The following is a 12,966-nucleotide window of genomic DNA, read 5'->3' on the forward strand; positions in this document are numbered from 1 at the left end:
TTGGAGGTCGCGGATCGGGCGATGCGCGTGAAGCATCTTCCCATGCGATGCGGAGCATGGAACATGGCATACTGGAAACTTGAGCATTGACCCTTGACCACATCTGTTCCCATCCAGATACGCTTCAACGACGTGGACATGGCGCGGCACGTGCACAATGCCGTGTACCTGCACTGGTTCGAGCTGGCACGGATGGAATTCCTGAAGCGCTTCATCCCGCAGGATCACGACTGGAGCAAGCAGGGCTTGATACTGGCCCGCAACGAGGTGGACCACCGCATGCCCGTGCGGCTGCATGACACGGTTGAAGCGGAGGCCTGGTGCGGCACCGTGGGCGGCAAGAGCTTCGACCTGCTGTACCGCATACACCGCGTCGGCGGCGACAAGCCGGGCATATGCGCCGAAGGACGTAGCGTAATGGTGTGCTTCGACTATCACACCCAACGGACCATCCCCATCCCCGGCAGCTGGCGTGAAGCGCTGGAACAAAGCATGAAAGCATGAATCACCCGCACCGCACCATCCCGCCTATCCTGCTAACGGCCCTGTTGGCCTTGAACAGTTGCGACCCCAAGGACCTGCAGACCATCCTCGGCAGCGGTCCCACCCTGAGCAACGATGAAGTGGTCGCCGGCCTGAAGGAGGCCCTGCGCACGGGCACCGAACGCAGCGTTGAACGCGCTGGTGTCACCGACGGCTTCTGGCAGAACGCCTTGATCCGCGTGGCCTTCCCGCCGGACGCCATCGCCATGCGCAACACCCTGATGGACCTTGGCATCAAGAAGCCCGTGGAGGACTTCGAGCGCACGCTGAACCGCGCCGCGGAAGGTGCCGCGAAACAGGCCGTTCCGGTCTTCGTCGATGCCATCACCGGCATGAGCATCCAGGACGGCTTCTCCATCCTGCGCGGCGGGGAGAACGCCGCCACCGAGTTCCTGCGTGCCCGCACCAGCGAGACGCTACGTGCCCGCTTCAGGCCCGAAGTGGAAAAAGCCACCAGCAGCGTGGCGCTCACCAGCTACTGGCAGCCCCTGGCGAGCGCGTACAACACCGCCACCATCCTCACCGGCGGCAAGGCCGTGGAACCCGACCTCGACGCCTATGTCACCGAGCGCGCCATGGACGGCCTCTTCACCCTGCTGGCCGAAGAGGAGAAGAAGATCCGCGTGGATCCCCTGGCGCGCACCACGGCGCTGTTGCAAAAGGTGTTCGCGGCGCAATAGGCCGTTGGATGTCGTGGGTTGGCCCCGATGGGACGATCCTCGACCTTTGGCCGGAACTCCGCCCCCATCTGCGACTTGCCAGCTCCAATCTCCAACCTGCCCTTCAGCATATGCATCCCATCACCCTCACCGAACCCGGCACCGAGCTGCCCCCCAGCGAACTGGTACTGAACCCCGACGGATCGATCTACCACCTGGCGCTGCGGCCCGATCAAGTGGGCGACCTGGTGCTGGTGGTGGGCGACCAGGGCCGGGTGGAGCGCATCAGCCGCCATTTCGAAAAGGTGGAGCACCGCACCCACAACCGCGAGTTCGTGGCGCACACCGGCGTGTACCATGGCACGCACATCACCGCGCTCAGCACGGGCATCGGCACGGACAACATCGACATCGTACTCAATGAACTGGACGCGCTGGTGAACATCGACCTGGAGCAACGCACGCCCAAACGCACGCTGCGCGCGCTGCGGATCGTGCGCCTGGGCACCTGCGGCGCCCTGCAGGAGGACATTCCCGTGGACAGTCGCATCGTGAGCGCCTTCGGGGTGGGTCTGGACAATGTGCTGCACTACTACGCCAATGAAGCCACCGACCGCGAAGTGCGGCTGCTGCAGGCCCTGCTGGCGCACACCGACTGGCCGGACAACCTGCCCTACCCTTACGTGGCGCAGGGCGACAAGCAACTGGTGGAGCTTCTTGGCAATGGCAACACCGTGGGCATCACCCTCACCGCCGGAGGCTTCTATGGGCCGCAGGGCAGGCAGCTGCGGTTGGTGCCCGCCATCGACGATCTGAACGAACGGATCAGCGCCTTCGCCTTCGAGGACCAGCGCGCCACCAATTTCGAGATGGAGACCAGCGCGCTCTATGGCCTGGGCGGCATGCTGGGGCACAGGGTATGCACCGTGTGCGCCGTGGTGGCCAACCGCCTGCGCAAGGAGTACAGCAAGGACCACCACGCCGCCGTGGACGTGATGATCGGCGAAGCGCTGGAACGGCTTACGGCTTAGTGCCCACCGCTGCGGGCCGCTCCACCTTGATACCGCCGATCCGGAGCTTGTAGTTGCGCTCCGCCACACGCTGGTCCTGCTCTTCCGCTTCCGTGGTGAGGTTCAGCCGTCGCCGTGTCTCGAACCAGAGCTTCTTCCCGATGTAGCTCAAGCTCTCACCCGTGGAGGGCTCCGCCAACGCCTGCTGTTCCTCCGTTGCTTTGGTCTCGGTCACAGGAGCGGCCTTGTGGGCTGTAGCGGGCCGCTGTTCCTGCGCCCGGCCGGCGAATGCCGATCCCAGGACCATCAACAGGACGATCCCCCGCATCAGTTGGCGCAACGCGGTGGCCATGCGTCCGAAATGTAGGTCCCGGCGTAACATTGGCTCCGCATGGCCGCCACCATTTGTCCCAACTGCGAGCAGCCCATGGGCGCCGCCGACCGCTATTGCGCGGCCTGTGGGCAGAAGGCCATCGGCAGGGAGGACCTGAACGAATTCCTGCAGCAATTCCTCGGCGATTACTTCACGTGGGACAGCAAGCTGATCCGCAGTCTGGTGCCCTTGCTGGTGCGCCCCGGCTTCCTCACCATCGAATACATGGCGGGGCGACGTGCGCGCTACATCCCGCCGCTGCGGATGTTCATCTTCCTCTCCATCATCTTTTTCCTCGTCATCGGCTGGAGCACACCCCGCTCGGGTGACGCCACCCTGGCTGAAGCTATCGAGGACCGCGTGTTCTGGGACCACTTCTTCGCCTCGGTGCTGCCCAAGCTCTTCTTCCTATTTCTCCCACTCTTCGCGCTGATCACCCATTTGCTGCACCGCCGCACGGCCGACAGCTTCGTGCGCACCTTCATCCTCAGCACCCACTTCCACGCCTTCGTCTTCCTCGCCTTCGCGGTCTACGGCGCCCTGTCCGGCATGCTCTCCAGCCTCGGCCTGGTTCGGGTGAACACCTTGCTGGTGCTGGCGGTGCTGGCCTATACGGGCATCTACCTCTGGCTGGCGCTGCGCCGCGTGTATCCGCGCCGCTGGCCGGGCCAGCTGGCGCGCTTCATCGCCCTGGCCGCGATGTATGTGCTGGTACTCGCAGGCTCCGCGGTGCTGGTGGCCTGGGCCCTGCTCTGAAGCGCCTGGCCTGATCGTCCACGATCAAGCGTGCATCGCGGCCCATCAACAGCGGGCGTTTGGAAACGCGGTGTCGGGGCACCGATCGCCGCGCCAGGTCTCCGATACTTTCGTCACGCCACGGCACCCGGATATGAGCGACAGCGAGCTTCGCGCCCTGATCACCCTGATCGACGATCCCGATGAGGGCATCTACAAGGAGGTCCGGGACCGGATCGTGAGCCTGGGCGAACCCGTGGTGCCCGTGCTGGAAAGGGCCTGGGAGCACGACGATCTCGGCGATCTCTTCCGCGACCGCATCGAGGACATCCTGCACACCATCCATCTGGAAAGCACCGCGCGGCGCCTGAAGGCCTGGAAGGAGGCCGGCTGCGACGACCTGCTGGAGGGGGCCCTGGTGATCAGCCGCTACCGCTATCCCGATCTGGACGAGATGAAAGTGCGTTCGCGCCTGGCCGCCATCCGGCAGGACATCTGGCTGGAGTTGAACGACCACCTCACCGCATTCGAGAAGGTGCGCGTGTTCAATCATGTGTTCTTCCAGATCCACGGTTTCAAGGGCAACAAGCGCAACTACCACGCGCCGCAGAACAGCTACATCAACGAGGTACTGGACAGCCGCAAGGGCAATCCGCTCTCACTGGCGATCATCTACCAGGTGATCGCCGAGGACCTGGGCCTGCCCATGCGCGGGGTGAATCTGCCGAACCACTTCGTGCTGGCCTACCTCGATGAGGACAGCATCGGCGGGGCGGACGCCGGCCAGGAGGGCCAGGAGAACGTGCTGTTCTATGTGAATGCCTTCAGCCAGGGCGATATCCTGGGCCGCAACGAGATCGACGAGTTCCTGCAGAAGCTCAGCATCGAGCCGCGCGCCTCCTTCTACACCCCCTGCTCCAACCTGGAGATCATCCGCCGCCAGTTGAACAACCTGGCCAACAGCTACGCCAAGCAGGGCGACAGCGAGCGCGCCAAGGACCTGGAACAACTGCGCGACCTGCTGGGGCCAGCGGCGCCGGAAGACGCGGGGTGAGACTCAACGCAGGATGCGCCCGATCGTGGCGAACAGGATGCGGAGATCGCCCAAGAAAGTCCGCTCCCGCGTATAGCGCAGGTCCAGATCCAGTTTGGCGGGCATGATCTCCTCCACATAAGCGCGTTCCGGGTGGGCGCTGCGTGCCAGCAACTCATTCTCATCGATGTAGGCGATGGATGCCGGACCTGTGATACCGGGTCTGAAGCGCAGCACCTGCCGCTGTTCCGCATTGTACAAGGCCACATACTTCGGCACCTCTGGACGCGGGCCCACCAGGCTCATGTCGCCGATGAGCACATTCCAGAACTGCGGAAGTTCATCCAGCTTGCTGCGCCGCAGGAACCGCCCGATGCCCGTGATCCGCGGATCGCGCGTGCCCACGGTGAGTTGCCCCCCGGCCTCGCTGCCCGGCCGCATGGTGCGGAACTTCACCAAGCGGAAGGTCCGTCCATTTTGGCCCACACGTTCCTGCCGGAAGAAGGCTCCGCCCGGCGAACCGGCCACCACCAGCAGGGCGATCAGGATCAGCAGTGGCGCCAGCAGCAGCAGCGCCACCACCGAGACCGCCAGATCGAACACCCGCTTCATCATCGTGCTGTCATCCTCGGGATCGCGAACCACAGTTACAGGCCACATGACCACCTGGGCAAATGGTCCAATGGGCAAATGCTCTTCTACTACTCCCCCATCACCTCCTTCATCGCCGCTTTCACCGCCTTCACCACCTCATCCACCTGCGCATCCGTCAGATCGTAGTACACCGGCAGGCTGATCTCGCGGCTGTAGTGCCGGTAGGTGTTGGGGTGGTCCTCCATGCGGTAGCCTGCTCCTTTGTAGAAGCTCAGCAGGGGCAATGGGATGAAATGCACGTTCACGCTCACCCCCCGCTTGGCGATGGCCTGGATGATGGCGTCTCGCTGGTCTTCGGCAGCTTTCGCAATGCGGAGCATATAGAGGTGGTAGGAGGTTGTGGCGCTGGAGGTTGGGGGGTTGGAGCTTGTACGCTCGAAGGTGGGCAGCATGAAGCGCTCATCACCGGTGAAAGCCTGCTGATAGCGTTCGCAGATGGCTTTGCGGCGCGGCAATGTTTCGCGGTCGTAGCGCTCCAACTCCACCAGCCCGATGGCCGCCTGGAGGTCCGTCATGTTGCACTTGTACCCTGGCGCTGCCACGTCATACCGCCACGCGCCCGGCTGGTTCTTGGCCAGTGCGTCCTTGCTTTGGCCGTGCAGGCCCATGGTGTTGAACCAGGCATAGACCTCCTGATGGTCGAAGGGTTCCGGCAGGTTGAAGGCCAGCGCACCACCCTCGGCCGTGGTGAGGTTCTTCACGGCGTGGAAGCTGAAGCCGGTGATATCGGCCTGCCTGCCCACAGGGTCGTCGCCGATGCGTGCGCCGAAGGAATGGGCGGCATCGGCCAGCACCAGCGCGCGGCCCAATCGCATCTGGGGGTTGCTGCCGCCCACGCGCAGGTTCACCTTGGGGGTGAAGAGGTGGCACATTTCCGTGGCGATTCGCACGATGCGGTCCACCTGAGCGGGCAGCCCGCCGATGTCGACCGGAATGATGCATTTGGTGCGCGTGCTGATGGCGCGCCGTACGGCCTCGGGGTCGAGGGTGAAGTCGTCCAGCACATCCACCAGCACCGGCTTGGCGCCGACATGCATCACGATGTTGGCCGTGGCGCAATAGGTGTAGGCCGGCACGATCACTTCATCACCGGGGCCGATGCCATACCAGCGCAGGGCCAATTCGCAGGCGTTGGTCCAGCTGTTCAGCGCGATCACCGCGTCCACCCGGCAATAGGCCGCCAGCATGCGCTCGAACTCCTTCACACGCGGCCCGGTGGTGATCCATCCACTGCGCAGCGCCTCCTCCACGGCTTTCACGGTGGCGTCATCGATGCGGGGCGGGCTGAAAGGGATCATGCGGTGGCGAAGGTACCGGCGGAAAAGACAAGGGCACCCTGTGCCGATAGACGCTATGCCACCTTCGTGATGTCGCCGGTGTCGGCGATATCAGCGCCTGTTTCCCCCATGAATTCCGTGCTCTCGGCCGTGGCATCGTAGCCCATACCACGCAGGTACCGGCTGAAGAGGTCGGTGTAGCCATGGGTGGCGATGATGCGTTCGGCACCCGTGTCCCGCACGGCCTGGAGCAAGGCGTCCCAATCGGCATGGTCGCTCAGTACGAAGCCCTTGTCGATGTCGCTGCGACGCCGCCAGCCGCGCAGCCGCATCCAGCCACTGGCCATGGCCGTGCGATAGGGCCTCATCCTGTTGGACCACGGTGTTCCCAGGGAGGAGCCTGGTGCGATGACCAGCGCGTTGCGGAACCGCTCCTTCGGTGTTTCGCGCGTCACCTGTTCCCAGACAGGCAGGCTCAAGCCCGCCTGTTCCAGCACCTGGTTCATGTTGGCCACCGCGCCGTGCACGAGGATCGGTCCGATGGAGGGATCCACACCTTTCATCACCCGCTGCGCCTTGCCCAGGCTGTAAGCGCTGATGATGGAGCATATCCCCTGCGCCGCATTGCCCCGCCACCAGGCATCGATCCCGGTGAAGACCTCCTGGGGCGGCCGCCAGCGGTAGATGGGCAGCCCGAAAGTGCATTCGGTGATGAAGGTGTGACAACGGATCGGCTCGAAGGGCGCGCTGATGCCATCCGTATGGCGCTTGTGGTCACCGGTGGCCACCCACACTTCACCACGGTGCTCCACACGCACCTGGGTGCTGCCCGGGATGTGCCCGGCGGGATGCAGACTGAACCGCACACCATTCACCGTCACGGTCTCACCATGGCCGAGCGCGTCGATGGAGAGGTCCCCTCCATAACGCGCATGCATCAAAGGCTTGGTGATGTGGCTGGCCAGGTAGTGGCGGCTGCCACGCCGGGCATGGTCGCTGTGCGCATGGGTGATGATGGCCCGGTCCACCGCGCGCCAGGGATCGATGTAGACATCGGCCGCCGGACAGTGGATACCGCGGGGCGTGAATGCCAGCAATGGCGCCGATCCCATGTGCTCAAGTTAATGACACGGCCCCGCTATCAAGGCTTCATGCTATTTTCGGAACATGAACACGCCGATGCATCGCGTCTGCAAGGAATGTGGCGAGCCCATCAAGGGCCGCACGGACAAGCGTTTCTGCTCCGACGCGTGCCGCAATTTGTTCCACTACCATGCGAACAACGCGCCCATCAATTATGTGCGCAACGTGGTGAACATCCTGAAGCGCAACCGACGGGTCCTGTCGGAACTGAACAATGGGCCGGAAGGCAAGCTGAAGGTGCACCGCGAGAAGATGTTGGAGCGGGGCTACAATTTTCTCTACCACACCAACCTGTACCGGACGAAGGCGGGGAACACCTATGTGTTCTGTTTCGAGCACGGCTTTCTCGAACTCAGCGAGAACTGGTTCATGCTCGTGCGCCGCGATGAATACCTGGCGCGGTCCGGGGATGCTGCGGGCGGCGCCTAACTGGCGGCCCAGATCAGCAACACGATGGTCGTCAGCACGATCAGGGCGAAAAGCACGGGGCCGAAGATCTCGTTCTCTTCGGCCTGCTCGGGGAAATGGCCTTCGAAATGGTCGCTCATCGTTGCAAGGGGTTCGCCGCAAATATAGAAGGCCCTTCCAAGGCGATCCCCAGGGGATCAATTCAGACTGAAGGTGGGCTGCCGCAGCACCATACGGGCGATCACCGCGCTCTCATTGGAGCGCATCCGGCGGATGAGCGAAAGGACGTGGTCATCCAGTTCACGGTCGCTCAGTTTCGCCAGGTCCTTGTAGACCGGGAGGCTGTTCCGGCACTTGAGGATGAGGGCTATCTTGTACGAGCGGGTCATGGTAGCTGGAGGAAAGACGCGCGGACCGGCGAAGAGGATGCCTGAAGCAGGCCAGGACATCCGCCTGGAACGGGGAACGGTGGGCTGGAAAGGGCCATCGGGTGGTTTGGAACGGCTTGATGGCGAGGTGTGGGGCCCATCACGCCAAACCTTGGACGCCGATCCGCATCGTCGGGCATTCCATGCCCGCCCTGGCTCAAGCTTCGCTTGGCCCGGACAGGCATGAAAAAGCCCCTGCGACATCGTCGCAAGGGCTTGGCCTGGTCGGGGTGAGAGGATTCGAACCTCCGGCCTCTACGTCCCGAACGTAGCGCTCTAACCGGGCTGAGCTACACCCCGAAGTGCAGCGGACCTGCCGTCCGGCAGGCAGGCGGCAAATATAGCGGGCGGGATGGGGCGGGGATCAGCCGTCGAACTTGTAGCCGATGCCCTTGATGGTCTTGATCCGGTCGTCACCGATCTTCTCGCGCAGCTTGCGGATATGCACGTCGATCGTGCGGTCGCCCACGAAGAGTTCGTTGCCCCAGATCTGGCCGTAGATCTCCTCACGCTTGAAGACCTTGCCGGGCTTGCTCATCAGCAGCACCAGCAGCTCGAATTCCTTCTTGGGCAGCTGCAGTTCCTTGCCTTCCGCATAGACCATCACCTTCTCCAGATCCACCTTGATGCCGTTGGACTCCAGCACCTGGCCCTCGGGACGTTCGTGGCCGCTCCGCTTCAATAGCGCCTTCACCTTGCTGATGAAGACCTTGGGTCGCACCGGCTTGGTGATGTAGTCGTCAGCTCCCGCGTCGAAGCCCGCGATCTGCGAGTAGTCCTCGCTGCGGGCGGTGAGGAAGGTGATGAGCGTATTCTTGAACTCGGGCAATTGACGCAATTGGTTGCACACCTCCACGCCGTCCATGCCGGGCATCATGATGTCCAGCACGATGAGGTCCGGCCGCGTGGCACGGGCCTGCTTCAGGGCATCCTTGCCGTTGAGCGCGGTGGTCACGTGGTAGCCCTCGCGCTCCAGGTTGTACTTCAACAATTCGACGATATCCGGCTCGTCATCCACCAACAACACCTTCTGCGCCAATGCTCCGGCCATGAGATCATCCATAGGTCGCCGCAAATGTGGGCCGGTGTACCGAGCCCCGTGTTAAGGTGTGGTCAAATGTAGGTTAAAGGCCCACTGGAGAAGGTGATCCACGCGACCACAGGCTCCATGCGACGTGCTATTTTCGCGCCCACAAGCGGGAGTAGCTCAGTTGGTAGAGCATCAGCTTCCCAAGCTGAGGGTCGCGGGTTCGAGTCCCGTTTCCCGCTCGGATCCGGGGGATCCCTATCGTCGAGTTGGGCGCCATGGCGTCGCGGGCCCGCATGCCGGCAGGCAGGTTCGAGTCCCGTTTCCCGCTCGAAGGAAGGACCACCAGATCCGCATGCGAAAACAAAAGGCCTTCAGGACCGTTGCTTCGTGGATCGCCGATGGACCCCACGATGCTGATACCGGCACAACTCATGTTCCCACTGTTGCTGCTCGCATGCGGTACGCCTGCCGAACGCGACAGCATTGGCGACTGGACCAACCCGACCCACCCCATGGCGCAGGACCCCGGCACTCCACTCGATACCATCGTCTTCGGCGCGGGTTGCTTCTGGTGCGTGGAGGCGGTATTCCTTGAATTGCGCGGCGTACACAGTGTGGAACCCGGCTACATGGGCGGCCACAAGCCGAACCCCACTTACAAGGAGGTTTGTACCGGCAACACTGGCCATGCCGAGGTGGCCCGCGTGGCCTTCGATCCCCGGGTGATCACCGTGGATGAACTGCTGGAGGTGTTCTGGGCCACGCACGACCCCACCACCCTGGACCGCCAGGGCGCCGACGTGGGATCGCAGTACCGCTCGGTGATCTTCCACAGCGATGAGGAGCAGCGCACCAAAGCCGAAGCTTACAAGGAAGCGCTGGACCGCAGTGGTGCCTACGAAGCGCCCATCGTCACGCAGGTGGTGCCCGCCAGCGTGTTCTACCCGGCCGAGGACTACCACCGCAACTACTACGCGTTGAATGGTGACCAGGGCTATTGCCGCATGGTGATCAGGCCCAAGCTGGAGAAGTTCCGGAAGGTCTTCGCCGACCGTTTGAAGGACCGTTGACCGGGCCGGTCTATCTTGGCCGCTGGTTGTTCGGCCCCAACTTTGCCAAGGCGCGCGCCATGATGCGAACGATACCCCTCCCCCTGCTCCTTTCCGCCTTGTCCACCACTTCCGCCCAGCCGGGCATGGAGTTGATCCGCAACGGCGGGTTCGAATCGGTGGACCGCTCGGTGACCACTTACGACCAGCTGACCGCCGCCACCGGTTGGAGCAACGCCACACTCGCCCTCTCCGAAGTATTCGACCCCAAGGCCTCGGTGAAGACCGTGGGTATACCGGAGAACGACTATGGCTACATGAAGCCTTTCGAGGGCGAACGATACGCGGGCTTCTGCGGTTGGAAGGATGACGTGCGCCGCAACTGGGGGGCCGTGGATGAGCGCGACACCTTCAAACCGGGCTGGAACGCCTACAGCGAATACCTGCAGAGCGAACTGGTGCAGCCGCTGCGCAAAGGCGTGGAATACGAGCTGGCATTCCGTGTGGCGCTTTCACAGAACAGTGACCGGGCCATCATCGGCCTTGGCGCCATCTTCCACGAGAACGAGCAGCGTCATCAGCACCGCAAGTTCATCGACGAGATCCCCGAGGTCTTCAGCGAGGAGATGATCACCGAGAAGGGCAAGTGGCATGAGGTGCGTGGCACCTTCAAGGCCGATGGCAAGGAGCGCTGGATCATCATCGGCATCTATCCCTACGTGGGCATGGAGAGCAGGCCGGTGGTGGAAGGGCCCGACAACCGCTACGCCTACTTCTACATCGACGGGGTTTCCCTGACCGAGTACGTCCCGAAGAAGGAAGGGACAGATGCGCCGGAAGGGCAGTAGGCCGATCGTCCGTGACAAGCGTCACGCGGGTGGCCGATGCCGCTCCGGTAACTTTGCGGCATGACCGGCAAAGGCACCAAGCTCTACAGCATCATCCGTTTCAAGTGCCCGCACTGCCACGAAGGCGAATTCTTCGTGGATCGCAATCCTTACAACATCGCCAAGGCCGGCGACCTGCTGGATACCTGCCCCGCATGCGGCCGCAAATACGAGCCGGAACCGGGCTTCTACTACGGCGGCATGTACGTGGCCTATGCGCTGGCCGTGGCCCTGTTCGTGACCGTCTATCTCGCCACCACGATCCTCTGGCCAGCGTCGGCCATAGGTCTGCGTGTCGGGCTGGTGCTCCTCGCCCTGGTGCTCTTCGCGCCGCTGGTCTATGCGCTCTCGAAGATCATCTGGGCCAACCTCTTCCTGTCCTACAAGGGCCCGGCATCGGCGCCGGACCAGCATTGAACGCCGGTGATCACTCGCCTTCCATGTACTCGTCCATGGGGTCGGTCATCATGAACAGCACATCGTAAGGCATCGTCTTGGCGCGAGCACTGAGGTCGGTGAATCCGGTACCGACGAATTCGTCCATGATGCTCTCGGGGCTCATGCGTTCGGCAAGCGGCGGCCCCACGGGGGTTTCGCGGTTCTGCCATTCCACCATGAATAGCGCCCGCGGCGGACGCATGCCGTTGCGCAGCAGCTTCAGGTAGCCCTTCTTGTCTTTGATGCCCGGAAAGGCATGCACGATGAGGCCCAGATCCACCTCGTTGGGCATGAGGCCCGGATCACCAACGGGTACGGCGCGCACCTTCAGGCGGTCGTCGCCCAGACCAAGGCTCTTCCTTCGCGCCATGATGGCCTCATAGTTCGCCACGTCGTTCACGATGGCGATGACCCGCGCACCGGCGTCGATCAGTTTGAAGGTGAAATAGCCGTCACCGGCGAAGAGGTCCGCGATGACGATGCCGTCGATATCGCCCATGAGTTCCAGCAGCTTCTCCGGCTGCTGCCATTCATCGCGTGGGTCGCTGTGGATGGACAGCAATTCGCGGCGCTGGTCATCGGCCTTCACCTCCTGGGCCACGGTCTGGTCCGTCGAACCTGTTGCTCCACCCGGTGCGTTGTCCTGGGCACAGGCCATCAGTGGAAAAAGAAGGAAGAGCAGGGAGCGCTTCATGGTCGTTCTCATGGATATGGGCGCTAAAGTATCCTGATCGCCGGGGGCTTGCCATTGCGGCCATCAAGAATTTTCCATGGGAAATGATACAGTTGGCTACTTTTGCGTCATGCCCAAGATCGGGGAGGAACTCCAGAGTCGTTTTGAGAGCGAGCAGCAGAAGGCCATGCTCAACGTGCTGTTCACCAGCAACTGGTTCCGAAGCATGCAGAACGAGTTGTTCCGCCCGCATGGCATCAGCCCCCAGCAATACAACATCCTGCGCATCCTGCGCGGGGCGAAGGACCGCATGAACATGCAGAACGTGAAGGGCAGGATGATCGACCGCGCCCCGAACGCCACAAGGCTCACGGACAAGCTTATCGCCAAAGGCTTGGTACACCGTGAGCGGTGTGATGAGGACCGCCGCGTGGTGTATGTCCGCATCAGCGACAAGGGCTTGGCGTTGCTGGCTTTGCTGGACAATAAGATCCAGGTGCTGAACGAGCGCATGCTGAAGAATCTCAGCAGCAGGGACGCCTCCGAACTGAATCGCATCCTGGACACCTGCCGTGGCTGAACGATCGCCCTGGCCCGCGTGTTCCCTTCTACGCCAGCGAACATCC

17 protein-coding genes and 2 tRNA genes are annotated in these 12,966 nt (G+C 62.9%); 11 read left to right on the top strand and 8 right to left on the bottom strand.

The features are described from left to right. The first annotated feature begins 93 nt into the window (after positions 1-93). From KIT10_04420 to KIT10_04430, 3 genes are all read left to right on the top strand, one after another. A complete protein-coding gene (locus tag KIT10_04420; GenBank protein ID MCW5898496.1) occupies positions 94-504 on the top strand; it encodes an acyl-CoA thioesterase in 411 nt (136 codons plus the stop codon). Beyond that, a complete protein-coding gene (locus tag KIT10_04425) occupies positions 501-1,223 on the top strand; it encodes a DUF4197 domain-containing protein (protein MCW5898497.1) in 723 nt (240 codons plus the stop codon). The genes KIT10_04420 and KIT10_04425 overlap by 4 nt, the downstream gene beginning before the upstream one ends. 110 nt (positions 1,224-1,333) lie before the next feature. Then, on the top strand, positions 1,334-2,233 hold the full coding sequence (locus tag KIT10_04430) for a nucleoside phosphorylase (protein MCW5898498.1): 900 nt from the start codon (positions 1,334-1,336) through the stop codon (positions 2,231-2,233). Here KIT10_04430 and KIT10_04435 read toward each other — a convergent pair. Further along, positions 2,223-2,564, bottom strand: a complete 342-nt coding sequence (locus KIT10_04435; protein MCW5898499.1) for a hypothetical protein — start codon at positions 2,562-2,564, stop codon at positions 2,223-2,225. The two genes, KIT10_04430 and KIT10_04435, sit on opposite strands and share 11 nt — an antisense overlap. Positions 2,565-2,603: 39 nt before the next feature. On the opposite strand from KIT10_04435, the gene KIT10_04440 reads away from it, so the two are divergent. Both KIT10_04440 and KIT10_04445 read left to right on the top strand, forming a co-directional pair. Beyond that, positions 2,604-3,341: a DUF3667 domain-containing protein gene (locus KIT10_04440; protein MCW5898500.1), complete on the top strand. Its 738-nt coding sequence runs from the start codon at positions 2,604-2,606 to the stop codon at positions 3,339-3,341. 133 nt (positions 3,342-3,474) lie between these two features. Continuing rightward, positions 3,475-4,374, top strand: a complete 900-nt coding sequence (locus KIT10_04445) for a transglutaminase family protein (protein MCW5898501.1) — start codon at positions 3,475-3,477, stop codon at positions 4,372-4,374. A gap of 3 nt (positions 4,375-4,377) precedes the next feature. Here the strand turns inward: KIT10_04445 and KIT10_04450 are convergent, their stop codons facing one another. The 3 genes from KIT10_04450 to KIT10_04460 form a co-directional block, all read right to left on the bottom strand. Continuing rightward, positions 4,378-4,968 (bottom strand): sugar transferase, encoded by a 591-nt coding sequence (locus KIT10_04450; GenBank protein MCW5898502.1) that lies wholly within the window; start codon positions 4,966-4,968, stop codon positions 4,378-4,380. Positions 4,969-5,054: 86 nt separating this feature from the next. After that, on the bottom strand, positions 5,055-6,305 hold the full coding sequence (locus KIT10_04455) for a DegT/DnrJ/EryC1/StrS family aminotransferase (GenBank protein ID MCW5898503.1): 1,251 nt from the start codon (positions 6,303-6,305) through the stop codon (positions 5,055-5,057). 53 nt (positions 6,306-6,358) lie between these two features. After that, positions 6,359-7,396: a ligase-associated DNA damage response exonuclease gene (locus KIT10_04460; GenBank protein MCW5898504.1), complete on the bottom strand. Its 1,038-nt coding sequence runs from the start codon at positions 7,394-7,396 to the stop codon at positions 6,359-6,361. A 55-nt stretch (positions 7,397-7,451) separates the two neighbouring features. On the opposite strand from KIT10_04460, the gene KIT10_04465 reads away from it, so the two are divergent. Further along, complete coding sequence (locus KIT10_04465) at positions 7,452-7,856, top strand: hypothetical protein (protein ID MCW5898505.1); 405 nt, start codon at positions 7,452-7,454, stop codon at positions 7,854-7,856. 176 nt (positions 7,857-8,032) lie between these two features. On the opposite strand, the gene KIT10_04470 is transcribed toward KIT10_04465, so the two are convergent. The 3 genes from KIT10_04470 to KIT10_04480 all read right to left on the bottom strand — a co-directional run bounded on the left by KIT10_04470 (position 8,033) and on the right by KIT10_04480 (position 9,314). Continuing rightward, entirely contained in the window at positions 8,033-8,224 is a 192-nt protein-coding gene (locus KIT10_04470) for a hypothetical protein (protein ID MCW5898506.1), read from the bottom strand. A 261-nt stretch (positions 8,225-8,485) separates the two neighbouring features. Further along, positions 8,486-8,563, bottom strand: a tRNA-Pro gene (locus tag KIT10_04475). Positions 8,564-8,627: 64 nt separating this feature from the next. Beyond that, a complete protein-coding gene (locus tag KIT10_04480) occupies positions 8,628-9,314 on the bottom strand; it encodes a response regulator transcription factor (protein ID MCW5898507.1) in 687 nt (228 codons plus the stop codon). A gap of 145 nt (positions 9,315-9,459) precedes the next feature. Here KIT10_04480 and KIT10_04485 point away from each other — a divergent pair. The 4 genes from KIT10_04485 (at position 9,460) to KIT10_04500 (ending at position 11,646) form a co-directional block, all read left to right on the top strand. After that, a tRNA-Gly gene (locus KIT10_04485) sits at positions 9,460-9,532 on the top strand. A 273-nt stretch (positions 9,533-9,805) separates the two neighbouring features. Then, positions 9,806-10,363 (top strand): peptide-methionine (S)-S-oxide reductase MsrA, encoded by a 558-nt coding sequence (msrA, locus tag KIT10_04490; protein MCW5898508.1) that lies wholly within the window; start codon positions 9,806-9,808, stop codon positions 10,361-10,363. Between the two features lie 98 nt (positions 10,364-10,461). After that, positions 10,462-11,190: a hypothetical protein gene (locus tag KIT10_04495; protein ID MCW5898509.1), complete on the top strand. Its 729-nt coding sequence runs from the start codon at positions 10,462-10,464 to the stop codon at positions 11,188-11,190. A 60-nt stretch (positions 11,191-11,250) separates the two neighbouring features. Next, positions 11,251-11,646: a DUF983 domain-containing protein gene (locus KIT10_04500; GenBank protein ID MCW5898510.1), complete on the top strand. Its 396-nt coding sequence runs from the start codon at positions 11,251-11,253 to the stop codon at positions 11,644-11,646. Positions 11,647-11,656: 10 nt separating this feature from the next. Here KIT10_04500 and KIT10_04505 read toward each other — a convergent pair whose 3' ends face one another. Then, a complete protein-coding gene (locus KIT10_04505; protein MCW5898511.1) occupies positions 11,657-12,373 on the bottom strand; it encodes a hypothetical protein in 717 nt (238 codons plus the stop codon). Between the two features lie 97 nt (positions 12,374-12,470). Here KIT10_04505 and KIT10_04510 point away from each other — a divergent pair, with 97 nt between their 5' ends. Next, a complete protein-coding gene (locus KIT10_04510; GenBank protein MCW5898512.1) occupies positions 12,471-12,920 on the top strand; it encodes a MarR family transcriptional regulator in 450 nt (149 codons plus the stop codon). Positions 12,921-12,966 lie beyond the last annotated feature (46 nt).

The sequence above is a fragment of the Flavobacteriales bacterium genome (genome assembly GCA_026129465.1).
Classification (GTDB): domain Bacteria; phylum Bacteroidota; class Bacteroidia; order Flavobacteriales_F; family PHOS-HE28; genus PHOS-HE28.

Bases quoted from the DNA above. Each gene is read 5' to 3' on its own strand.
- KIT10_04425 (MCW5898497.1), top strand. From the start codon at position 501: ATGAATCACCCGCACCGCACCATCCCGCCTATCCTGCTAACGGCCCTG.
- KIT10_04430 (MCW5898498.1), top strand. From the start codon at position 1,334: ATGCATCCCATCACCCTCACCGAACCCGGCACCGAGCTGCCCCCCAGC.
- KIT10_04435 (MCW5898499.1), bottom strand. From the start codon at position 2,564: ATGGCCACCGCGTTGCGCCAACTGATGCGGGGGATCGTCCTGTTGATG.
- KIT10_04440 (MCW5898500.1), top strand. From the start codon at position 2,604: ATGGCCGCCACCATTTGTCCCAACTGCGAGCAGCCCATGGGCGCCGCC.
- KIT10_04445 (MCW5898501.1), top strand. From the start codon at position 3,475: ATGAGCGACAGCGAGCTTCGCGCCCTGATCACCCTGATCGACGATCCC.
- KIT10_04450 (MCW5898502.1), bottom strand. From the start codon at position 4,968: ATGATGAAGCGGGTGTTCGATCTGGCGGTCTCGGTGGTGGCGCTGCTG.
- KIT10_04455 (MCW5898503.1), bottom strand. From the start codon at position 6,305: ATGATCCCTTTCAGCCCGCCCCGCATCGATGACGCCACCGTGAAAGCC.
- KIT10_04460 (MCW5898504.1), bottom strand. From the start codon at position 7,396: ATGGGATCGGCGCCATTGCTGGCATTCACGCCCCGCGGTATCCACTGT.
- KIT10_04465 (MCW5898505.1), top strand. From the start codon at position 7,452: ATGAACACGCCGATGCATCGCGTCTGCAAGGAATGTGGCGAGCCCATC.
- KIT10_04470 (MCW5898506.1), bottom strand. From the start codon at position 8,224: ATGACCCGCTCGTACAAGATAGCCCTCATCCTCAAGTGCCGGAACAGC.
- KIT10_04480 (MCW5898507.1), bottom strand. From the start codon at position 9,314: ATGGCCGGAGCATTGGCGCAGAAGGTGTTGTTGGTGGATGACGAGCCG.
- msrA (MCW5898508.1), top strand. From the start codon at position 9,806: ATGGCGCAGGACCCCGGCACTCCACTCGATACCATCGTCTTCGGCGCG.
- KIT10_04500 (MCW5898510.1), top strand. From the start codon at position 11,251: ATGACCGGCAAAGGCACCAAGCTCTACAGCATCATCCGTTTCAAGTGC.
- KIT10_04505 (MCW5898511.1), bottom strand. From the start codon at position 12,373: ATGAGAACGACCATGAAGCGCTCCCTGCTCTTCCTTCTTTTTCCACTG.
- KIT10_04510 (MCW5898512.1), top strand. From the start codon at position 12,471: ATGCCCAAGATCGGGGAGGAACTCCAGAGTCGTTTTGAGAGCGAGCAG.